The following is a 21,797-nucleotide window of genomic DNA, read 5'->3' as shown; positions in this document are numbered from 1 at the left end:
CGCCCGCACCGCAGCTCGACTGCGCGGCCGTCGGCCTGGTCGGTCTCGTCCCTCATCCTTCTACTTCACTTCGACTCCGCGAGCGTGCCGATAACGGTGGTGCGCCACCTGCGCGCCGGTGTGAGCCCATCAAGGTGGGTGTAGTGCACCTACCCAGTGAGCTGAACTTGAACCTAACGTCGATATCGAAAGCATTCTCAGTAGAAGGAGCATGGCGATGTCCGGCGACGGTATGAAGGCCGTTCGGATCCATCGGTTCGGCGACGAGTCGGTGCTGACAGTGGAGAACGTACCGATCCCGCAGCCAGGCCCCGGTGACGTCCTCGTCCGCGTGCACGCAGCGGCCGTCAACCCGGTCGACTCACTTGTCCGACGAGGACTGTTCGCGGTCTCTGACCGACCGATGCCGTGGATTTTGGGCTGGGACTTCGCAGGTACGGTCGTAGCAGTCGGGTCGGGAACCACGCGGTGGGCAGTCGGTGATGTCGTGTACGGCCGGCCGTCACTGGCCCGTGACGGCAGTTACGCTCAGTATCTCGCGGTCGACGCCGGTGAGATCGCCGCGGTCCCGCGCACGCTGTCGTTGGAGTCTGCGGCCGCGGTTCCGCTGGTCACGCTGACCGCGTGGAAGGCGCTGTTCGATCTCGGCGGTCTCGAGGCGGGTAAGACGGTGCTGGTGCACGCCGGGGCCGGCGGGGTGGGGACGATGGCGATCCAGCTCGCCCGTCACCGCGGCGCCAAGGTGGTGGCGACGGCGTCGGGGGACGGCGTCGAGCTGGCCCGCTCACTCGGTGCCGACGAGGTGATCGACCACCGCGGTGAGGACTTCGCGGCCCGCGGCCGGTTCGCCGATGTGGTGCTCGACGCCGTCGGCGGTGAGACGCTCGAACGCTCGTACAACGTGGTGGCATCGGGCGGTGCGCTGGTCACGATCGCGGGCGCCCCGAACGAGGAAAAGGCCGCCGAGCTGGGCATCTCGGTGCACACCTTCGTGCTCGACTCCAACGGCCCGAGGCTTTCCGAGATCGCCGCGCTCGTCGACGCAGGCGAGCTGCGGCCGGTCGTCTCCCACGTGCTCGACCTCGACGACGTCGCGCAGGCGCACCGCCTCATCGACTCCGGACGCACCCGCGGAAAGATCGTCCTTCGTGTCCGGTGAGCGCGTCCTCGTCGTCGGGGCCGGCGCCATCGGCGCTTTCTTCGGCGCCCAGCTCGCGGCCGGCGGGCGGGACGTGACCTTCCTGGTCCGTCCGGCGCGGCAGGCCGTTCTCGACGACGGGCTGTCCGTCGAAAGCACGACGGTGCCTGTCCGGCTGGCACGACCGCACACCGTCACCGCGGCAGAGCTCGAACGAGCCGGGCCGTTCGACCTGATTCTGCTGGCCTGCAAGGCGCCCGACCTCGAGGCGGCGGTCACGGACATCGAGCCCGTAGTGCGCGCGGGTGCCGTCGTGCTCCCATTGCTCAACGGCATGCGCCAACTCGACGTACTCGATGAGCGCTTCGGGGCCGAGGCGGTGCTGGGTGGCTCGTGCTTCGTGTCGGTGCACCGCGCCGGCGGCGGCACGATCCGGCACGACGGCAACCCCGCCCGGCTGACCTTCGGCGCGCGCGGGGCCCTGCGGCTCCCCGTGGAGACGATCGAGCAGATCCTGACCAGCCCGGGATTCACGGTGCGGCGCGCGCCGGACGTGGTCGCCGAGATGTGGGCGAAGTGGGTCTTCATCGCCGCGGCGGCCGGGGCGACCGGCATGGTCGGCGGCACGGTCGGCGAGCTCGTCGACGCGGGCGGGGCCTGGATCGGCGCCCGGATGCTGGCCGAGGCCGCGGCGATCGCCGCGGAAAACGGTCATCCTCAGCAGGAGGCGGCGCTGGCCGGCTCCCGGCGCACCATCACCGAGCCGGGCTCGACGCTCGTTCCGTCCCTGCTGGCCGACCTGCGGGCCGGCCGGCGCACCGAGGCCGAGCACATCCTCGGCGACCTCGTCGCCCGCCGCCGGGACTCCGCTCCCGGCTTGCTGGACGCGGCGCTCGTGCGCCTGCGTGTCCACGACGCGGCCCGGCCGGCTCCCTGACGACACCGGGCCGGACTGTTCGTCCTGATCCCTTCAGCGCACCAACATCTTCAGTTCGTCCGAAAGGTACTTACATGACTGGCAACACCACCGTGCCGAACGCCGCCGCGTCCGGGACGTTCGAACTCGGCGGCGACCTGCCGGTGACACGCCTCGGGTACGGGACCATGCAGCTCACCGGTCCCGGCATCTGGGGCGAGCCCGCCGACCGCGATGCGGCCATCCGCGTCCTCCGCCACGCAGCCGAGCTCGGGGTCACGTTCTTCGACACCGCGGACTCCTACGGCCCCGTCGTCGCCGAGCCCCTGCTCCGCGAGGCCCTGCATCCTTACTCCGACGACATCGTCATCGCCACCAAGGCCGGGCTCACCCGTTCGGGTCCCCACGACTGGCGGCCGGTGGGGCGCCCCGAGTACCTGCGCCAGCAGGCACTCCTGAGCCTTCGCCACCTCGGCGTCGAGTGCATCGACCTGTTCCAGCTCCACCGCGTCGATCCGCAGGTGCCGCTCGCCGACCAGATCGGAGAGCTCAAGCTCCTGCAGGAAGAGGGCGTGATCCGGCACATCGGGATGTCCGAGGTGACCGCGGACCAGCTTGAGGAGGCAGCCAAAACCGCGCAAATCGTGTCCGTGCAGAACCTCTACAACCTCGCCGACCGCAGTGCCGAGCCCGTCCTCGAGTACGCCGAGCGGAACGGGCTGGCGTTCATCCCGTGGTTCCCCCTGGCCACCGGAAAGCTCGTCAAGAGCGGTGGCCCGCTCGCCGCCATCGCGGAGGAGCACGGAGCGAGCCCGTCACAGCTCGCGCTCGCCTGGCTCCTGCGCCGTTCTCCGGCCATTCTGCCCATTCCGGGCACCTCGTCCGTCGAGCACCTGGAGGACAACGTCGCCGCCGCGGACGTCGACCTGTCGGACGCCGACGTCGAGGCGCTGACCCGGGCCGTCGCGGAGTGAGCGGCTCGGCGCGCACACCCGGCGCCTTGGTCGACGGGTGGATCGACGTGCACGCGCACTTCAGCCCACCGCGCACCGCCGAGATGGCGGCGCAGCAGGTGGAGCGGCTGCGCGAGGCGTACTGGCAGGTCGACGAACCACCACGGTGGGATGCCGAGTCCACCTTGGCCTACATGGACCGGACCGGCATCCGGATGCAACTGCTCAGCAACATCCCCATGGAGCTCGAGGCCCTGCGTGACTCGAACGACTTCGGTGCCTCGGTCGTGGCGGACCACCCGGACCGGTTCGGGCTCCTGGCCGCCCTGCCCACCGACGATCCGTCGGCGTGCCTGGCCGAAGTCGGCCGTGCGGATCAGCTGGGAGCAGACGGATTCGCTGTGACGTCCTTCTACAAGGGAACGTACCTCAGCGACCCCCTCCTCGAGCCGGTGTGGGCGGAGCTCAACCGCCGCAAGGCCGTCGTCTCCGCCCACCCCGACGCCTACCGTGCCACGATGGGGCGCCCCGACGCTGTCTTCGAAGTCGCATTCCAGACCGCTCGCACGTTCGCCGACATGCTCTACAGCGGCGTGTTCCGGCGCTACCCGGAGATCAGGTTCATCGTCGCCCACTGCGGCGGAGCGCTGCCCTCGATCGCCGGCCGCCTGCAGCTGCTCGGAACCGAGCGCTGGGTCCCGAACCCGCACGGAATCACCCATACAGAGATCCAGGAGCATCTGCGTCGGCTGTACCTCGACACCGCAGGGACAGCGCCGAACGGCCTGGCGGGCGGTCTGGCGATGACCTCTCCCGATCACCTCGTGTACGGGTCCGACTGCGGGGTGCCGTGCACGACCGACGCCACCATGAACACCAACCTGCGCGAAATCCTGAGGTACGACGGCTTGACCGGGGAACAGATTCGAGCGATCGGGCGGAACGCGTTCGGTCTCTTTCCCACGGCCGCTGCCAGGATTGCCACGGCAACCGAGGCGCGGTGTCGGTGAGAGATCGCGTGGGTTCCGGCGGTAGGCCGGGCGCCGCTCGCCGGGTGACATCAGCCTCGTGTCCGATGGGCGCGGAGAGCCGATGCAGTGGCGCCGGGCGAACCGGCGACGAGCGAACGAGCCAGTGGCCGCCGCCGAGGCGGGAAAAGTGTGCGGTCGACATGCTCGGGGGTGGCAGATCACTTAGCATCGTGCCGGTGGATGGGAGAGGAGAGCTCGGCGAGTTCTTGCGTGCTCGGCGGAACCTCGCGTCGTCGGCCGCGGCGGGATTTCCCCCGGACAAGTCCCGGCGGGTTCCCGGCCTGCGCCGGGAGGAGGTCGCCGTGCTCGCCGGCGTGAGCACGGATTACTACACGCATCTGGAGCAAGGGCGGGAGCGTACGCCTTCACCGAAGGTCCTGGCTGCTCTGGCCGGTGCGCTGCAGCTGGACGACTTGGCCCGGGAACACCTGTTCCAGCTCGGGATCTCCGGTCTGTCCCAGGGGCCGTCGCCCGAGCGGGTCGAACCCGATCTCGTCCAGCTGCTGGATCGGCTGAGCGAGGTTCCGGCTCTGATCATCGGACCCAGCCAGGACGTACTGGCCGCCAACCGCCTCGCTGTCGCCCTCTATTCCGGGTTCGAGCGGTTCGACAACCTGATCCGGATGATCTTCCTGGACCCGTTCGCGCGTCAGTTCTTCGACGACTGGAGCTGGGCCACCGAAGTCGCCGTGAAGAACCTGCGGTCGTCGTCGGCATCGTTCCCGCGAGATCCGCGGGTCGTCCACCTGGTCGGCGAGATGACCCAGCGGAGTTCCGCCTTTTCGCGGCTGTGGTCGCGTTACGAGATTCAACCGAGAGCACGTGACACGAAGATCTTTCATCATCCCGACGTCGGGGAGCTCCGGCTGAGTCACGAATCGATGGCCATCACCAGCGCTCCAGGTCAGACGATGTCGACGTACATGGCGAAGCCTGGCAGCGAGAGTGCGGCGCGTATCGGGCTGTTGGCGCGCTTGGCGGCTCCGGCGCCGACCGAATCTTGATATCAAACGTTAGGCGATCCGCGTCACCCTCGATAACCTTTTCCAGCTCACCGGCGACCGTCAAAGGAGATGGGAACAATGGCGCACGCCAACCTGGATTTCGACAATGTCGCAGTGTCCGTCACCGACCTGGATCGCTCGCTCGAGTGGTACGAGCGAGTGTTGGGTTTCAAGGTTCTCTACAGAACTTTCAGCACTGCGGTGAACGCGGAGCTCGTCGTGATCCACCGGGATGGCGCGAGGATCGAACTGCTCCTGCAGGACGGCGCCCGCCGGAATCCCGACGCGGACATCGTGCCGGGACCTCACCTCAAAACCAGTGGCGTCAAAGCCATCGTGTTTCGCACCGATGACCTCGAAGGCATCACGGAATACCTGGAATCGTGCAACGTCACGTTCGACTGGAAGGTGCGGACGTTGTCCGCCGACGGATTGCGTTCGACGATGATCCGTGACCCTGATGGCGTTCTGATCAACGTTCTCAGCTACCCGCCCTCGGCTTGAGCACAGGCCCGGCCGCGGTGCTGGACCGTGGGCCGGCGGTTAGGGTGGTCGTCGAGTCGACGTGCGGAGCGAGCAATGGGTGGAGCTGGGCGGCAGCGCAGGGCCACCCTCGCGGACGTGGCCGGTCGGGCCGGCGTCCACCCGAGCCTGGTGTCGCGGGTGCTGCGCAACGACCCGAGCGGGTTCGCCTCATCGGAGACCCGTGAGCGGATCCGCACGGCGGCGAAGGAGCTCGGCTACCGGGCGAACGAGGCGGCCCGCGGTCTGCGCAGCTCCCGCACGATGGCGCTCGGGCTGCTGCTGCCGGGGTTCTCCAGCCCGGTGTACTCCGCGATCGCGCATGGTGTGGAAGAACGTGCGGACCAGCGGGATTACGGTCTGGTGATCGGCACTCACGCGGCCGGTGACCCGCACGAGGTGATCACGGAGATGGTCATGCGCGGCCGCGTCGACGCGCTGCTGGTCGCGTCCGGGCGGATCGAAGACCAGGCGCTGCGGCAGCTGGTGCGCCGCATCCCCGAGTCCCTCGTACTGGTCAACCGCCAGGTCCGCGGGGTCGCGGCGAGCGTGGTGCTGCGTGACTCCGATGCCGCGGCCGTCGCTGTGCGGCACCTGGCCGAGCTGGGACACCGGCGCATCGGCGGGGTGTTCGGCCCGCGCACGCTCGACACGATGGTCCGGCGGCGCCACGGCTTCGTCGAAGAGTGCACCAAGGCCGGGGTGGAGCCGGTGGTGACCGAAGTGGACGGCCGGGATCATGGCGCCGGCTTTCAGGGTGCCCTTCGGCTGCTCGACGCGGGGGAGCCGCCGTCGGCCGTGGTCGCGGCGACGTTCCCGATGGCGGTCGGCATGCTCTCGGCTTTCCACGAGCGGGGTCTGGCGGTGCCGGACCGGATGTCGGTCGTGTCCATTCACGACGACGGCCTCGCGGATTACCTCGTGCCCCGGCTCACGACGGTGATGCTGCCCGCGGCCAAGCTCGGCGCGGAGGCCGTGGACCTCGCTTTGTCGCTGGTGGATGGTGGTGCGCCACGCCGGGTCGTCGTTCCCGACGCGCCGCGTCTGATCCCGCGGAGCTCGACCGCGCGGGTTTGATATCAAACGTTTGACCCTCCGGGTGCGTGCTCGTAGCTTGACGAGACGTCCGCAGCCTTTCTGTGAGGGATCCGCACCGATGACACGAATAGTCGACATCTCGATGTCGCTGGAAAACGGCGTACCGTCCGACCCACCGGGGTACGAGTTCCAGATCGACTACACGTCGCACCAGGACACACTGGCCGTGCTGCAGAAACGGTACGAAGGACTACAGCCCGAGGACCTGCCCAACGCCGAGGCCTTCGCCCTCGAAACGGTCCGGCTGTCCACACACAACGGAACCCACGTGGACGCGCCCTGGCACTACTCGTCCTTGATGGAGGACGGCAGCAAGCCGTTGACCATCGACGAGATGCCGCTCGACTGGTTCATGCGGCCCGGGGTCAAACTCGACTTCCGCCACTTCGACGACGGCTACGTGGTCACGGCGGCGGACGTCGAGGCCGAGCTGAAGCGGATCGGGCACGACCTGCAGCCGCTCGATATCGTCGTGGTCAACACCTCGGCCGCCGCACGGTTCGGCACCCCGGAGTACGCCGCCAGCGGGTGCGGCGTCGGCCGGGAAGCCACGCTGTGGCTGTGCGACCGCGGGGTACGGGTGGTCGGCACCGACGCGTGGAGCTGGGACGCCCCGTTCAGCTACGTCGCCGAACGCTACGCCCGGGACAAGGACGCTTCGATCATCTGGGAAGGCCACAAAGCCGGCCGGCGCACCGGGTACTGCCAGATCGAGAAGCTCCGGCACCTGGAAGAACTGCCCCCGCACGGGTTCACCGTCGTCTGCTTCCCCTTCAAGATCCACGCCGCGTCGGCGGGCTGGACCCGCGCCGTCGCCATCCTCGACGAGAACGGAGCCGCCTGATGGCCGACCACGCCACCGCGATGTCGCAAGTGGACCGCGCGCCCTCGAACTTCCCGGCGTACAAGGACCGGTACAAGAACATCCGGATGGACCGCACCGACGGGATCCTCGAGGTGCGCTTCCACACCGACGACGGCCCGCTGCAGTGGAGCCTGCAGGCGCACGCCGAGTTCGAAGACGCCTTCCTCGAAATCGGTCGCGACCGCGAGAACGACGTGGTGATCCTGACCGGGACCGGCGACGCCTTCAGCGGCCCGGCGATCGAACCGGGAAAGCACCCCAACCGCCGCACGATGACCCCGGAGAGCTACGACCCGATCCAATGGGAAGGCAAGCAACTGCTGCCGAACCTCCTCTCCATCGAGGCGCCGGTCATCGCGGCGATCAACGGGCCCGCGGTGCGGCACGCGGAAATCCCGCTCGTGTCCGACGTCGTGCTCGCCTCGGAGGACACCTACTTCCAGGACACCGCCCACTTCCCCGGGGGCATGGTGCCCGGCGACGGCATGCACATCGTGATGCCGCTGCTGATGGGACCGACCCGCGGCCGCTACTTCCTCTTCACCGGGCAGCGGATCGGGGCCGCGGAGGCCCGGGACATCGGCCTGGTCAACGAAGTTCTCACCCGCGACGAACTCCTGCCAAGGGCTCGTGAGCTGGCCAGGCTGCTGCTGCAGCAGCCCCGTCTGGTGCGCCGCTACAGCCGCACCGTGCTGACCGAGGAACTGCGGCAGCGGCTGCACGGCCTGCTCGGGTACGGGCTGGCCCTGGAAGGCCTCGCCCGGATGAAGACCAGCTGACGACCCACCTGTTCGGTCGAACTCGACGAGGAGTGCGATGAGAGCGACGACCCCGTGGCCACGCAAGGACGCCTTCGCGTTCGCCGGCGGCACGGCCGGCTACGTCGACGACGTCCGTCCGCCCGGACTGCTGCACATGGCCGTCGTGCGCAGTACCCGCGCGCACGCCGGGCTCGTCGACGTCGACACCGCCGCGACCGAAGCCGTCCCGGGAGTCGTCCGCGTCCTGACCGGACGGGAAGCCGCTCGGCACCTTCGCCCGATGCCCTACCAGTTCGGCGAACCGGAGCTGATCGGCGGCCGCCGGAGCGTCCTGCCCGCGCTGCCCGTGGACGTCGTCCGCTACGTCGGCGAGCCGATCGCCGTCGTGGCCGGGGAAACTCCCGGCGCGGCCCGCGCCGGGGCCGCGGCGGTCCAGGTGTCCTATGAGGATCGTCCGGCGCTGCTGGACGCGAGCCGTTTCCTCGGCGCCGGTGACCTCGGCGCCGAGGACCGGCGGCGGCTGATCGCCGAACACGTGATCGAGCGGGGTGACGTGGCAGCCGCGCTCGCAGCCGCGCCGTACACCCTGGAGCAGCAGTTCTCGGTCGGGCGCAGCACGACGGCGCCCTTGGAGCCGCGCGGTTACGTCGCCGAGTGGGACCGGGCGGCGCGGACGTTGCTGGTGCACGCCTCGCACCAGCAGCCGTTCCAGCTGCGGGCCATGCTGGCCGAGGTGCTGGACCTGCCCGTGGCCGACGTCCGGGTCGTGGTCCCGAACATCGGGGGGTCGTTCGGCCTCAAGATGAGCGGGCAGGTCGAAGAGCCCCTGGTGGCCCTGCTGAGCATGCTGTGCGAGCGCCCGGTCAAGTGGATCGAGAGCCGGGCTGAGTGCTTCCTCGGCGGCGGTCGCGAGCAGGTGCATCGCGTGCGCGTCGGGTTCGACAGGACCGGGCGGATCCACGCCCTGCGGGATCACGCCGTGCTGCCGGTGGGCGCCGAATCGGTCTCGCCCGGTTGGCGGCAGTCCTATGTGAGCGCGGCGGTCTTCCCGACCGCCTACGACATCGAGCACATCGCGGTCCGCTCCCGCGTGGTGGCCACCAACGAGCCGCCGTGGCACTCCTGCCGCGGGTTCGGGAAAGAAGCCCCGGTGTTCGTGATGGAACGGATCATGGACCTCGTCGCCCGGCGGCTCGGTCTCGACCCGGCCGGGGTGCGGCGGCGCAACATCCTCACCCCGCAGGCAATGCCACACCGGATGCCCTCGGGGTACCGCATCGACAGCGGCGACTTCGGCGCCTTGCTCGGCCAGGTGCTCGAGCTGGCCGGGGACGACCCGGCGGACCAGTTCGAAGGGACGGGGATCGCGCTCGAGGTGACGCCCGAAGGCGGCGGGCACGTATCCGGCCGGGTGGTCTCCGGCGAGCGCCAGATCATCGCGGCGCCGGAGAGCGCGACGGTGTCACTCGACGAGCGCGGTCGCATCACCGTGCTCAGCGGCGTGACCGATCCCGGCGGTGGGAACACCACGGTTCTGGCCCGCCTCGCCGCCGAGCAGCTCGGCACCGGCCGCGACCGGATCACCGTCGTCCAGGGCGACACCGCGCTGTGCCCGCCGGGAACCGGCAGCGCCAGCAGCCGCGGCGTCGCCGTCGGGGGAGCCGCCGTCGTGCTCGCCGCGGGCGAGCTGGCGGACCGGTTGCGACGGACGGCGGCCGGGTTGACCGGAGTCCCCGCGGAGCGGATCGTGCTGTCCGGCGAGGCAGCACACGCCGGCGCCGCCGGGTCGCTGACTTTCGACCTGCTGGCCAAAGAGATCACCGAGTCAGGCGGCACGGCGTCGGTCACCCGCAGCTACCGACCGGAACCACCGCACAACCCGGAGTTCCGCTACAGCTACCCGTACTTCTCCAGCGGCGCCTACGTCGCCCGGGTCCGGGTCGACCCGCTCACCGGCGTGGTCAAGCTGCGCGCCCTCACCGCCGTGCACGACTGCGGCCGGGTGCTCGACCCGGTGCTGGTCGAAGGCCAGCTGCAGGGCGCGATCGCCATGGGTGCGGGCCTGGCCCTCACCGAGGAAAGCCGGTTCGACGAGACCGGCACCTCGACCACCACGTCGTTCAAGGAATACCTGGTGCCGCGGGCCAACGACCTGCCGGACTTCATCATCGGCCACCACGAGACCCGTGCGCCGGCCACCCTGCTCGGCGCCAAGGGCGCCGGTGAAGCGGGCGTCGGCGGAGCGCTCGCCGCGATCGCGAACGCCGTCGACGACGTGCTGCACCGCCTGGGCGCCGCGCCGGTGACGTCGGTGCCCCTCAGCCCGCCGGTCGTCACCGGCCTGCTCGACGCGGGGGTCCGATGAGCGCCTTCCGGGCAGGTTTCCCCCGCAGCGCCGACGAAGCGGCCGAGGTGCTGCACCGCATCCTGGTCGCAAACCGGAGCTACGTGCTGGTCGGCGGCGGCACGCTGACCGTCCCGGCGCTGACGCGCGGTGACCTGACGCCCACCGACGTCGTCGACCTCGGCCGGACCGCCCTCGACCGGATCGAGCCGGCCGGTTCCGAGATCGCGATCGGCGCCCAGGTCAGCTACCAGCAACTGCTCGACTCGCCGATCGTGGCCGAACACTTCCCGTTGCTGCACCGGTTGTGCTCGGGCATCACCGGCGGCATCCAGATCCGGCACCAGGGCACGCTCGTCGGCGCGCTCTGCGCGGCCAGGCCCCAGTCGGACGCACCGGCGGCACTCGTGGCGCTCGACGCGCAGGTCGTCATCCGGGGCTGGGGCGAATCGCGGGTCGTGTCGGCGGCGAAGTTCCTCCGCGGCGCGGAAGAAACCGATCTCCGGCCGGGGGAGTTCGTCACCGGAATCCGGCTTCCCCTGCGGGAAAGCCGGGCCGGGTACGTGAAACTGAAGTTCGCGGAGTCGTCCTGGCCGGTCGTGACGGCGTCCGCGTTGCTGCCCGGGCGGATCGTGCTCGGCGGTGTGGCCCGGGTGCCGGTGTCCGTGACTCCGGCGACCACGGACGTGCGGTCCGCGGTCGCCGCGGCGCTGGACGACCTGCCCCTCGAAGACCGCTGGGCGGACCTGCGGGCGAGCTGGGACTACCGCAGGCGGGTCGCGCCGGAGATCGCGGCCCGTGCCTGTGCCGAAGCGGAAGGAGCAGCAGCGTGACCGACGACGCCGTCACCATCACGCTCGAAGTCGACGGGCGCGCCGAAACCGTCACTGTCGACGCCGACACCACTCTGGTCGACCTCCTGCGGGAGAAGTTCGGCAGCACCGCCGTGCGCGCGGGCTGCCGCAACGGAGATTGCGGCGCCTGCACCGCGGTGGTCGACGACCGCTGCTTGAAAACCTGCCTGGTGCTCGCCGGGCGGGCCGACGGCACATCGGTCACCACGATCGCGAACCTCGGCACCGAAGAACAGCCAAGCCCGGTCCAGCGAGCCTTCATGGCGGAATACGCCTTCCAGTGCGGCTTCTGCCTTCCCGGCATGCTGCTGGCGGCAGAAGGACTCCTCGCGCGGACGAAGAACCCGTCCGACGCCGAGATCCGCGACGCGCTGAGCGGAAACCTTTGCCGCTGCACCGGCTACGTGAACGTGGTGCGCGCCGTCCGGCGCGCAGCCGAAGCGACCGACTGACCACCAGCACCACACCGCCGAGGTGGCCCGCCCCGGCGGCGATCGAACCTGCCCAAAGGAGGGCCAGTGTCCGTTCCCAGCCACACCTCGACCAGCTCCACCGAACGACAAGAGCTGGCGCCGCACGCGTTCCGCACGTTGCTCGGCGCCGGGATCGGCAACGCGCTCGAGTGGTACGACTGGAGCGTTTACGCCATCTTCGCCCCGTTCTTCGCCGCACAGTTCTTCGTCGACGACGGAGCCACCGCCGCGCTGCTCTCGGCGCTCGCGGTCTTCGCGGTCGGGTTCGTGATGCGCCCGATCGGCGGCTTCCTCTTCGGGTGGCTGGCCGACCGCCGGGGCCGCCGGTTCTCGATGACGACGTCGATGGTCCTCATGGCGGCCGGCAGCCTGCTGATCGGGGTCGCGCCCACGCACGCTTCGGTCGGTCTGTGGGCGACCGTGGTCTTGGTGCTGGCGCGGCTGGCCCAAGGCCTCGCGCACGGCGGGGAGATCGCCGCGTCCTACACCTACATCGCGGAAATCGCCCCTCGCGCACGTCGTGGCCTGTGGTCCACAAGCCTCTACGTGTCGGTCACCGCCGGCATCGTGACGGCCTCGCTGATCGGCGCCGCAGCGAGCAGCACGCTGGGTGCGGGCGCGCTGCGCGAGTGGGCCTGGCGCATCCCGTTCCTCATCGGCGGCCTGCTGGGTCTCGTCGGCCTGTACCTCCGCCGCACCCTGCCCGAAACGGACGCGTTCGAGCAGCGGGGCCGGCCGAGCCGCACCAAGGTGCGTGAGCTGCTGCGGGGCCTGGCCGCGAACAAGCGCAGCCTGCTGCGGATGGTCGGCTTCAGCCTCGCCAGCACGGTGGTCTACTACACGTGGGCGATCGGCGCCTCCGGGTTCGCGATCACCACGCGCGGGGTGCCGACGTCCGCGGGGCTCTGGACGAGCGTGGCGGCCAACGCGGTGTTCATGCTGACGCTGCCGTTGTGGGGCAAGCTGTCCGACCGGTTCGGTCGCAAGCCGGTGTTCGTCACCTACTCGGTCGCGTTCGCCGCGCTGTCGTTCCCGCTCCTGCTGCTCATCGACCAGTCGGCGCTCCGGCTGTTCGTGATCATGGTGGTGGCGTTGTTCTTCCTCGGCGCGTTCGTGGGGATCATGCCGGCCTACTTCGCCGAACTCTTCCCCACCGCGGTGCGCGCCTCGGGGATCGGCGTGCCGTACTCGTTCGTCGTCGCGATCTTCGGTGGCACGGCGCCCTACCTGCTCACATGGCTGTCGAAGCAGGGGCTCGAATGGGTGTTCGCGCTGTACATGGTGGTGCTGGTCCTCATCGGACTCGTCACGACGCTGCTCAGCCCGGAGACGCGAGGGAAGGACCTGCGCTGAGCGCGTTCCCCTGGGCGCGCCGCGAGAGGCGTGCCCAGGGTTCACGCGGGGTCAGGCGACGCGGAGCACGATCTTGCCCCGGGTCCGCCCGGAGTCGATCCGGTCGTGGGCCTCCTGGACGTCGTCGAGGTCGAAGGTCTTCGTGACGACGGGCCGGAGCACCCCACCGTCGACGAGTTCCGCGATCTCGGCGAGGCGTGGTCCGTTGGAGTCCAGGACGAACGTGTCGGCCGTGATCCCGTGCTCTCGCGCCCGACCGGGATCCGGTGCCCCGGCGACGGTGATGAGCTTGCCGCCGGGGACGACGACGCCGTACGACTTCTCCAGGGTGTCGCCGCCGACGGTGTCCAGCACCACGTCGGCGAAGCGGCCGCGGGCGGCGAACTCCTCGTTCCGGTAGTCGATGACCTCATCGGCGCCGAGGGAGGCAGCGAGGTCAATCCCGTCACCGGAGGCGGTCGCGACGACCCGGGCTCCGCGGTGCTTGGCCAGCTGGACGGCCATCGAGCCGACCCCACCGGCGCCGGCGTGGATCAGGGCGGTGCTCTCCGGCTTCAGCTCGCCGATGTCGAAGAGCGCCTTCCAGGCGGTCAAGGTGACCAGGGGGAGGGCGGCTGCCTGTTCGAGGGTGATGCTGCGCGGCGCCGGGGCGATCTCGCCGGGATCGACGGCAAGGTACTCGGCGTAGGTGCCGTCCCGGTCGAGCGCGGGACGTCCGTACACCACGTCGCCGAGGGACAACGAGGTGCCCGACGTGCCCAGGTCGACCACGGTGCCGGCGAAGTCCCAGCCCAAGGTCCACGGGAACGGGCGGTCGGAGAACTTGAAGACCCCCTCGCGCACCAGGGAATCCACCGGGTTGACGGCCGCGGTGTGCACGCGGACCAGCACGTCGTTTGCGCCCAGAACCGGCGCGGGTGCCGATTCCACCCGCAGAACCGAGCTGCCGCCGTGCTGATGAATCCGAACTGCTTTCATGACAGAGTCTTCGTTTCCTTCGGGAGTGAATGCCTTCACGTTCGAAGGTAGGTCGGCGCGGGCGGTTCAACATGGGTGCGCTGCACCCACGCATCGGGCGCCGGGCCGCATTACTGTCGTTGGCGTGGATAGCGAGAACAGGCTCGGTGACTACCTGCGAGCCCGGCGGGCGCTGCTCCGGGTGCAGGACGTCGGTCTGCCCGACGACGGCCCGCGGCGGGTGCCGGGTCTCCGCCGCGACGAGGTGGCACTGCTCGCCGGGGTGAGCACGGACTACTACATGCGGTTGGAGCAAGGCCGGGAACGGCATCCGTCCGACCAAGTGCTGCGGTCGATCGCCAGCGCGCTGCAACTGGACGACGACGCCGCGGCGCACTTGTTCCGGCTCGGCCTGCCGGTGTTCGGGGCGCGTGCGGTCACGTCGCCGACCGCCGCTCCGGAGCTGGTGCGGCTGATGGACGGCATGCCGGCGGTGCCTGCCTTCCTGGTGAGCGCGGCGCAGGACATCCTGGGCGCGAACGCCATGGCGCGGGAGCTCTACCGCGGGTTCGCCCGGTACGACAACTTGCTGCGCATGATTTTCCTGGATCCGTACGCGCGGTCCTTCTACGGTGACTGGGACGCCGCGGCGCGGCTTGCGGTGAGCAACCTGCGGGCATCGTCCTCGCAGTTCCCCGCCGACGAGCACATCGAGCGGATTGTCGGCGAACTGAGCTTGCGCAGCCCGGCGTTCGCGAACCTGTGGGCCCGCTACGAGGTGCGGCCGCGCACCACCGAGGTGAAGCATTTCGTGCACCCACAGGTGGGGGAATTGCGGCTGCACTTCGAGACGCTGGCCGTCGCCAGTGCCCCCGGGCAGCACTTGTCCGTCTACAGCGCCGAACCCGGTAGCGCCAGCCACGACGGTCTGGTCCTCCTGCGCCGGCTCGCCGAGCAGACAGCCGCCTCCGACAACGCCGACCAGGACGAGGTCCTGGAGAAAGGCGACACCCGATCATGACCACCTCCCTCGCGGACAGCGTGGGCACCTTTGAGATCGCCGGGAAGAAGGTCGCCCGCCTCGGCTTCGGCGCCATGCGCCTGACCGGACTCGGTATCTGGGGCGAACCGGAGGACCGCGCCGAGTGTGTGCGTGTCGTGCGGCGCGCCGTGGAACTCGGCGTGCAGCTCATCGACACCGCCGATTCGTACGGGCCCCACATCAGTGAGGAGATCATCCGGGAGGCGATCCACCCCTACCCGGACGACGTCGTCATCGCGACGAAGGCGGGCCTGACGCGCAACGGTCCGGACACCATCAGTCGAGGAGACGAGCTGGTGCGGCTCGGTCCGAGAGCCTGGCCACCGGTCGGGCGCCCCGAGTACCTCCGCCAGCAGGCGCTGCTGAGCATGCGCCGGCTCGGTCTCGACCGGATCGACCTGTTCCAGCTCCACCGCGTCGACCCCGGCGTTCCGCTGGAGGACCAGGTCGGCGAGCTGAAGAACCTCCACGACGAGGGAAAGGTCGTCGCGATCGGACTGTCCCAGGTCACGGTCGGCCAGATCGAGCAGGCGCGGCTGGTCGCCGACATCGCCACGGTCCAGAACCGCTACAACATCGCCGACCGAAGCTCTGCCGACGTCCTCGACTACTGCACCCGGCACGGCATCGGGTTCATCCCGTGGGCGCCGGTCGCCGCCGGGCAGCTGGCGAGCCCCGGAGGACCGGTCGACCACGTCGCCGCGGCGCACGGCTCCACTCCTTCCAACGTGGCGCTGGCGTGGTTGCTGCACCGCTCCGACGTCGTCCTGCCCATTCCCGGCACGTCGAAGGTCGCCCACTTGGAAGAGAACCTCGCCGCATCCCGGCTCCGCCTCACCGAAGCGGAACTGGCCGAGCTCGACGCGGCCGCGTGCCCTCCTTCGCGCGGCTGAAACGAGAAAGGATATCCATGGAAACCGTCTTCGTCATCTACCGGGCAACAGTAAAAGAATTCCGTTTCGACCGCGACTACTACGAGTCCCAGCACCTCCCGCTGGTGCGCAAGGCATGGGAGCAGTACGGTCTCGAGTCCACCACGGCGCTCTACCCGGTCGGCGACGACGGCATCGTGGCCGTTGCGGTGAACGAGTTCCGCGACGAACAGGCGGCCATCGAAGCCTTTGGCGCACCAGAGAGCGCGGCCGTGATGGACGACGTTCTCCGCTACACCGATCTCACCCCCATCCGGCTCCGGGGCACCGACTTCACCTTCTGAGAGACCCACGCAATGCATTCCACCTCGAAAACGCCGGCCCGGACGTGGGTGGGCGTGGCCACGTTGCTGGCTGGCACGCTGCTGCCGCCTCTGGACTTCTTCATCGTGAACCTCGCCATTCCGTCGATTCAAGACGACCTCGGTGGCGGCGACATCTTGGGGCAGCAGGTCGTGGCCGGTTACGCGGCCACCTACGCCGTGACGCTCACCCTCGGTGGCCGGCTCGGTGATCTGTACGGGCGGCGGCGGGCCTTCCTCGTCGGTCTCGTCGGGTTCGCCCTGGCCTCGCTGCTGTGCGGTTCGGCCGGTGAGCCCGGGCTGCTCCTCGTCGGGCGCGTCCTGCAGGGTTTGACGGCCGCGCTGATGGCGCCGCAGTCGCTGGCTCTCATCCGCGCCAGTCTCGACGGCCGTGACCAGACGGTCGCCCTCGGCTTCCACGGCGCGACCCTCGGCCTTGCCGCGGTCATCGGCCAATCCCTGGGCGGCCTCCTCGTCACCGCCGACGTCTGGGGCCTGGGTTGGCGGGCGATCTTCCTCATCAACCTGCCCGTCGCGGCCGTGGCCCTGCTGGGCAGCCTGTTCCTGCGCGACCCGCACACCCGGGGCGCGGAGAAGCTGGACTGGATCGGCGCCGTCCTGCTCTTCGCAGGTCTGGCCGGGATCGTCATCCCGTTGGTCGAAGGGCGCGCCCTGGGCTGGCCTTGGTGGTGCTTCGTCCTGGTCGTCGCCGCCGTCATCCTGCTGCGCAGGTTCTGGCGTCACGAGTCATCCCTCGACGGTGATCGGCGCATGCCGTTGGTGCCACCCGGTGCGGTCACCGCTCCCGGTGTGCGGGTCGCGCTCGTGGCGGTGGCGCTGTTCTACTCGATCGCTGCGTTCTTCCTCGTCTTCTCCGAACACGAGCAGACGGTCGGCCGCACGCCGCTGCAGGCGAGCCTGGACATCCTGCCGCTGGGCATCGGTTTCCTGATCGGCCCGCTGACCGTGCCGTACCTGGTTCGGATCATGGGGCGCCGGATCGCCGCGCTCGGTCTGTGCTTGGAGACCGTCGGCTTCCTCGCCTTCGCCGGGCTCGTCGCCGCGTTCGGCCAGACGGCGTGGACCGCCGCGCCCCTGGCGCTCATCGGCTTCGGTCAAGGGCTCGCCTTGCCGTCGCTGATCCGCCTCACGGTCACGCACATCCCGCGCGCGTTCGCCGGCTTGGCCAGCGGTCTGGTCAACGCGACCCTGCAGATCAGCGCCGCGTTGTCGGTTGCGATCATCGGCGGTCTCTTCTACACCGTGGCCGGCGCGTACGGGTCGACCGCCGCCATCACCGCGGTGTCGATCCTCATCGCTACGCTGCTGTTCGCCTCCGCCCTGCTGTCGCTGCGCGCCGAACGCGTTCCCTCCCTGGACACGCTCTCGGAGATCCACAGGGCACGTCAACCCGAAGCGGCCCCGGAGGTCCGCCGCCGCGAGCTGACCGGAGGTGACCTGAACGAGAACCCCGCGCGGCCGTCGAAGAGGTCTGCTACCGGGCGGACACGGCTACGGGCTCGTGCTCGGTAGCACGCGGTCCGCGTCCTGGCCGATGTGAGGCCAACAGCTTCGTGCCCACGCCTCGCCCGTGGAACCGGGGATCGACGGCGACGTTGTCCAGGAGCAAGTGATCCGTCGGCGTCGACCAGGACGGCGAAATCGAGCAACCGGTCGCGATCCAGCGCTACCCACAGGTTTCCCTCGCGCACGATGGCGGCGTAGGCGGTGTCCATGGGGGCCGGACGGCGGCCGATCCGGCTCACGTAGCCCTCATAGGCATCCTGCGCCAGTCGTGTGACGCCGTCGACCTCCGACGGCTCTGCCAGTCATGTGGTGACCATGAGCCCACGGTAGTGGCACGCCCAAGGTGGCGTGGGTGGCCACTCATGCCGCGAAAACGGTCTCCAGGGCTGCGAGCCGTGGCAGCGGGAACCCGATTCGACGTGCCTCCGCGAGGACGTCCCTGGCGTAGAGGCCCGCACCCTCTCGGGTCATGTGCCCCGCCCGTTCCACCTCTTCCATGATGAAGCTGTACAGGTTCTTCCCGGCGAGGAGCCGGTGGAGGAGGAAGCCGAGCAGCCCCGCCGGAACGCGGGTGAGGAGGGCGGCGCCCCCTCCCGGCGTTCCGCCTCTGGCCTTCACCAGCGGAATCATTTCGCGCACCAGGAGAACGGACTGCTTGACCGCCTTGCGCGAGGCGACCAGGCGCGCTTGCCCTCCCACCGCCAGCCCTTGAGTCAGGAGTCCGGCGTCCATGATGAAGTGGATCCAGAGCCAGGTGCGGAAGTCCGGCTGTTCGGACACCGAGAAGCCGGCATCCTGGAACAGAGCTCGAACGGCCTGGTACCGCTCGGTCCGGTTCGAGCCTTCGCAGAAACCCATGAAGATGTTCTTCACGACGCCACCGCGGAGGGTGGAACCGGTGAACCCGCCGCCGCCGCCGGGGAAGCCCCAGACAACCTGGTCGGCGGGCAGCCGGGACACGACAGCCGATGGCTCCGCCCAGACGTTGCCGAACATCAGCACGGAGGCGTCGCCGACCCGAGTGCTCAGGAAGTCGACGGCCTCGTCCAGCTGGTCGTGGTTGACGCTCAGCACGATCAGGTCGTAGTCGTGCCCGGCGGCCAGTTCCTCTCGCAAGGTGATCGGCCACCGGTGGTCGACCGGAGCGCCGCGGCGCACCCGCCCGTCCCTGATCCGCAGGTCCACAGTGGAGCCGAGCGTGGCACTCCGGCCAGGGCGGACGTAGAAATCGACCTGGTGCCCCGCTTTCTCCAGAGCCCAGCCGTAGAGGGTGGCGATCGTCCCCCGCCCGAACATCAGGACCTTCATCGGATCTCCCAGTCGACGGGTAGCGCAGCGGCGCCGTAGACGGAACTGAACACGCGGTATTCGACCTCACTGTCCGGTACGGCCAGCGACAGCGAGGGCAGGCGGCGAAGCAGGGCGGGGAAGGCCGCACGCATTTCCAAGCGGGCGAGCGGGGCTCCGAGGCAGTGGTGCACCCCATGACCGAAGGCGAGATGGCCCGCTTCCCCACGCCCGACGTCGAGTACGCCGGGGTCGGCGATGAACGCGGGATCGCGGTTGGCGGCAGGAAGGGCGACGAGCACGGCTTCACCGGTGCGGATGGTGACGCCGGCCAGCTCCACGTCGGCGGTCGCGGTGCGCTGAACACCTGTGTGGACCACTGACAGCCACCGCAGGAGTTCCTCGACCGCGCGTTCTGTCGCGGCGGGGTCGTCGCGGACCACGGCCAGCTGGTCGGGGTGGCGCAACAGCGCCAAGGTGCCCAAGCCGATCATGGTGGCCGTCGTTTCGTGGCCGGCCACGAGGAGCAGCAGCGCCATCCCCGCCAGTTCGGGATCTGTCAACTCGTCGCCAGGACTTCGCCGCGCTCGGACGATCAGCCCGCTCAGATACTGGTGCAGCTCGTGCAGGACGGCCACGCGTTCGTGTTCGGGGCGGGAGACGTCCATCTGCTCGGCACTGCGCCGCTGGAATTCGTCGCGATCACTCCAAGGCACGCCGAGCAGTTCGCAGATCACGAGCGACGGCACCGGAAGGGCGAAGTCGGTGACGAGGTCGGCCGGCGGCCCCTTCTGCTCCATCACGTCGATGTGGTCCGCGACGATCTGCTCGACGCGCGGAGCGAGTGCGCGTATCCGCCGGATGGTGAACTGACCGCTGAGCATCCGGCGCAAACGGCGGTGGTCCGGCGGGTCGGAAAGAAGCAGGTTGCCGGCGACGGATTGCTTCTGTTCAGTGGTCGCTTCGGCGAATCCCGGCAGCGGAGCGGCATTGCTGAACCGGTCCGTGTCCGCCAGGACGGCTTTGACGTCCGCGTACCGGGTGACCAGCCAGGCCGGAGCACCGAGCGGGCTCGAGATGCGCAGAACGCCATCGCGGTCGCGCAAGGAAAGCAGCTCTGGAGCAGGATCGAGACCAGCCCGCCGCATGGGCAACGGAATATCTGCCGGCCGATCGGTACGACTTGCTGTCACGGATTCTCCCGAATGTGTTCCGATGATCACTTCGTTGACAATAACCCCGGAAATCGAGCGGTTCGTCCGCTCCTGCGGAAGTGAGAACAACCGTCGTCCGGGTGACTCATCTCGCTACGGCGCAAGCCGGCTGGAAGTCCGACGTCGCGTGCGGTTCACTGGAGGCGTGGATGCAGCACGGACCGACGAGACCGGCTTGCGCTCCGACGCTGCGCGCAACCGCGCGAGGATCGTCGAGACAGCCCGGGAACTGTTCCGTACCCGCGGCATCGACGTCCCGATGAACACGATCGCCCGGCACGCAGGCGTCGGCGTGGCGACCCTCTTCCGGCGGTTCCCCACCAGGGACGCTCTGGTGATCGAGGTGTTCGCCGAACAGATCGCACGCTGTCAGGTCGTGTTGGACGATGCGGTCGACGATCCGGATCCGTGGCACGGCTTCTGCCGGCTCATCGAGTTCACCTGCGCCGAACAGCTGAAGGACCGCGGATTGACCGAGGCGTTTCTCGCCTTGTTCGCCGGCGAGATCGACTACGAGAAGCGGCGCAGGGACGTCGAGACGGCTTTCAAGAAGCTCGTCCACCGTGCGCAGGAGGCCGGCCGGCTGCGGCCGGACTTCGACTACGGCGACTTGGTCATGGTCCTGTTGGCCAACGGTGGCCTCCGCAACGCCCCGCCGGAGCACGCGGAGGATCTCTCCCGACGGTTCGTCGTCTACCTGCTGCAGACGTTCAGCACCGAAGGCGGAGCAGAACGCGAGCCCCTGCCTCCGGCCAGCCCGCTGGGGCTGCACCACGTCCAGAGGCAGGGCGAGGACGCCTGACACACGCCGGCGAGCGGCGAGGCGTCGTTCCACGGGCCGGAGGTAGAGGGGTGGCTGATCTCGTCGCGGGTCAACGGGTTAGGTCCTCGGCCGGTGGTGTGTTGCGAGCGTGGGCTGCGGCGATGGCAAGGAAAGGCGTGCGCGAGCATGATCAGCGTGGTCCAGCGGTTCAGAAGGATCAGGTGCGAACCTGATGCTCGTCGAAGCCGGAAACGGATGCTGGTTCCGAACTGGTGCGACGGCGTCACGTCGCCACGGACCGTCTGAGCCGCTGATGCCGGACGTTGATCACCGAAGCACGCCGATCAGCCGATGCCGGCCGCCTAGGTGTTGTGCCCTGTGAGGTTGTTGACTCGGGTGATGGGTGGGCGGCCGCCGAGTGCGGTGTGGGCTCGGTGATGGTTGTAGTGGTGCAGGAACTC

At 69.4% G+C, this 21,797-nt stretch carries 22 protein-coding genes; 18 read left to right on the top strand and 4 right to left on the bottom strand.

What is annotated here, in order from left to right; all coding sequences use genetic code 11:
• Positions 1–211 precede the first annotated feature (211 nt).
• From EIY87_RS35695 to EIY87_RS35635, 13 genes are all read left to right on the top strand, one after another.
• Positions 212–1,159, top strand: a complete 948-nt coding sequence (locus EIY87_RS35695; RefSeq protein ID WP_225440250.1) for an NADP-dependent oxidoreductase — start codon at positions 212–214, stop codon at positions 1,157–1,159.
• Entirely contained in the window at positions 1,149–2,075 is a 927-nt protein-coding gene (locus EIY87_RS35690; RefSeq protein ID WP_125314364.1) for a ketopantoate reductase family protein, read from the top strand. The genes EIY87_RS35695 and EIY87_RS35690 overlap by 11 nt, the downstream gene beginning before the upstream one ends.
• Before the next feature lie 74 nt (positions 2,076–2,149).
• Positions 2,150–3,028 carry an aldo/keto reductase gene (locus tag EIY87_RS35685; protein WP_125314363.1) on the top strand — a complete coding sequence of 293 codons (879 nt, stop codon included), beginning with the start codon at positions 2,150–2,152 and terminating at the stop codon, positions 3,026–3,028.
• A 47-nt stretch (positions 3,029–3,075) separates the two neighbouring features.
• On the top strand, positions 3,076–4,017 hold the full coding sequence (locus EIY87_RS35680) for an amidohydrolase family protein (RefSeq protein WP_263855653.1): 942 nt from the start codon (positions 3,076–3,078) through the stop codon (positions 4,015–4,017).
• 197 nt (positions 4,018–4,214) lie between these two features.
• Positions 4,215–5,042, top strand: a complete 828-nt coding sequence (locus tag EIY87_RS35675) for a helix-turn-helix transcriptional regulator (protein WP_225440248.1) — start codon at positions 4,215–4,217, stop codon at positions 5,040–5,042.
• A 78-nt stretch (positions 5,043–5,120) separates the two neighbouring features.
• A complete protein-coding gene (locus tag EIY87_RS35670) occupies positions 5,121–5,546 on the top strand; it encodes a VOC family protein (RefSeq protein WP_225440247.1) in 426 nt (141 codons plus the stop codon).
• Between the two features lie 117 nt (positions 5,547–5,663).
• Positions 5,664–6,641: a LacI family DNA-binding transcriptional regulator gene (locus tag EIY87_RS35665; RefSeq protein WP_263855652.1), complete on the top strand. Its 978-nt coding sequence runs from the start codon at positions 5,664–5,666 to the stop codon at positions 6,639–6,641.
• A 79-nt stretch (positions 6,642–6,720) separates the two neighbouring features.
• Positions 6,721–7,506, top strand: a complete 786-nt coding sequence (locus tag EIY87_RS35660; RefSeq protein WP_125314360.1) for a cyclase family protein — start codon at positions 6,721–6,723, stop codon at positions 7,504–7,506.
• Positions 7,506–8,306 carry an enoyl-CoA hydratase/isomerase family protein gene (locus EIY87_RS35655; RefSeq protein WP_125314359.1) on the top strand — a complete coding sequence of 267 codons (801 nt, stop codon included), beginning with the start codon at positions 7,506–7,508 and terminating at the stop codon, positions 8,304–8,306. Before EIY87_RS35660 ends, EIY87_RS35655 begins: the two co-directional genes overlap by 1 nt.
• Before the next feature lie 37 nt (positions 8,307–8,343).
• Positions 8,344–10,653, top strand: coding sequence for a xanthine dehydrogenase family protein molybdopterin-binding subunit (locus EIY87_RS35650; RefSeq protein ID WP_125314358.1), 2,310 nt, complete (start codon positions 8,344–8,346; stop codon positions 10,651–10,653).
• Positions 10,650–11,465, top strand: coding sequence for an FAD binding domain-containing protein (locus EIY87_RS35645; RefSeq protein WP_125314357.1), 816 nt, complete (start codon positions 10,650–10,652; stop codon positions 11,463–11,465). The genes EIY87_RS35650 and EIY87_RS35645 overlap by 4 nt, the downstream gene beginning before the upstream one ends.
• Positions 11,462–11,938 carry a (2Fe-2S)-binding protein gene (locus tag EIY87_RS35640; RefSeq protein ID WP_125314356.1) on the top strand — a complete coding sequence of 159 codons (477 nt, stop codon included), beginning with the start codon at positions 11,462–11,464 and terminating at the stop codon, positions 11,936–11,938. The genes EIY87_RS35645 and EIY87_RS35640 overlap by 4 nt, the downstream gene beginning before the upstream one ends.
• A gap of 66 nt (positions 11,939–12,004) precedes the next feature.
• On the top strand, positions 12,005–13,312 hold the full coding sequence (locus EIY87_RS35635; RefSeq protein WP_125314355.1) for an MFS transporter: 1,308 nt from the start codon (positions 12,005–12,007) through the stop codon (positions 13,310–13,312).
• 51 nt (positions 13,313–13,363) lie between these two features.
• Here EIY87_RS35635 and EIY87_RS35630 read toward each other — a convergent pair whose 3' ends face one another.
• On the bottom strand, positions 13,364–14,242 hold the full coding sequence (locus EIY87_RS35630; protein WP_158641425.1) for an NADP-dependent oxidoreductase: 879 nt from the start codon (positions 14,240–14,242) through the stop codon (positions 13,364–13,366).
• A gap of 172 nt (positions 14,243–14,414) precedes the next feature.
• Between EIY87_RS35630 and EIY87_RS35625 the strand changes: the two genes are divergently transcribed.
• The 4 genes from EIY87_RS35625 to EIY87_RS35610 are packed head-to-tail and all read left to right on the top strand — an operon-like array spanning position 14,415 to position 18,078.
• Positions 14,415–15,290, top strand: coding sequence for a helix-turn-helix transcriptional regulator (locus EIY87_RS35625; protein WP_125314353.1), 876 nt, complete (start codon positions 14,415–14,417; stop codon positions 15,288–15,290).
• Positions 15,287–16,204 carry an aldo/keto reductase gene (locus EIY87_RS35620; RefSeq protein ID WP_125314352.1) on the top strand — a complete coding sequence of 306 codons (918 nt, stop codon included), beginning with the start codon at positions 15,287–15,289 and terminating at the stop codon, positions 16,202–16,204. Before EIY87_RS35625 ends, EIY87_RS35620 begins: the two co-directional genes overlap by 4 nt.
• A 17-nt stretch (positions 16,205–16,221) precedes the next feature.
• Positions 16,222–16,527, top strand: coding sequence for an EthD family reductase (locus EIY87_RS35615; RefSeq protein ID WP_125314351.1), 306 nt, complete (start codon positions 16,222–16,224; stop codon positions 16,525–16,527).
• 54 nt (positions 16,528–16,581) lie between these two features.
• Positions 16,582–18,078 carry an MFS transporter gene (locus EIY87_RS35610; protein WP_225440246.1) on the top strand — a complete coding sequence of 499 codons (1,497 nt, stop codon included), beginning with the start codon at positions 16,582–16,584 and terminating at the stop codon, positions 18,076–18,078.
• Here the strand turns inward: EIY87_RS35610 and EIY87_RS49350 are convergent.
• The 3 genes from EIY87_RS49350 to EIY87_RS35595 form a co-directional block, all read right to left on the bottom strand.
• Complete coding sequence (locus tag EIY87_RS49350) at positions 18,041–18,208, bottom strand: GNAT family N-acetyltransferase (RefSeq protein ID WP_225440324.1); 168 nt, start codon at positions 18,206–18,208, stop codon at positions 18,041–18,043. The two genes, EIY87_RS35610 and EIY87_RS49350, sit on opposite strands and share 38 nt — an antisense overlap.
• Positions 18,209–18,432: 224 nt before the next feature.
• Positions 18,433–19,368: a ketopantoate reductase family protein gene (locus tag EIY87_RS35600; protein ID WP_225440323.1), complete on the bottom strand. Its 936-nt coding sequence runs from the start codon at positions 19,366–19,368 to the stop codon at positions 18,433–18,435.
• Positions 19,369–19,376: 8 nt separating this feature from the next.
• Positions 19,377–20,582, bottom strand: coding sequence for a cytochrome P450 (locus tag EIY87_RS35595; RefSeq protein ID WP_225440245.1), 1,206 nt, complete (start codon positions 20,580–20,582; stop codon positions 19,377–19,379).
• Positions 20,583–20,718: 136 nt separating this feature from the next.
• Here EIY87_RS35595 and EIY87_RS35590 point away from each other — a divergent pair, with 136 nt between their 5' ends.
• The gene (locus EIY87_RS35590; RefSeq protein WP_225440244.1) at positions 20,719–21,375 is read left to right on the top strand and encodes a TetR/AcrR family transcriptional regulator; all 657 of its coding nucleotides are present in this window, start codon (positions 20,719–20,721) and stop codon (positions 21,373–21,375) included.
• Positions 21,376–21,797: the final 422 nt, after the last annotated feature.

It is taken from the genome of Amycolatopsis eburnea (assembly GCF_003937945.1).
Classification (GTDB): domain Bacteria; phylum Actinomycetota; class Actinomycetes; order Mycobacteriales; family Pseudonocardiaceae; genus Amycolatopsis; species Amycolatopsis eburnea.
This window is presented reverse-complemented; position numbering and strand designations above follow the sequence as displayed.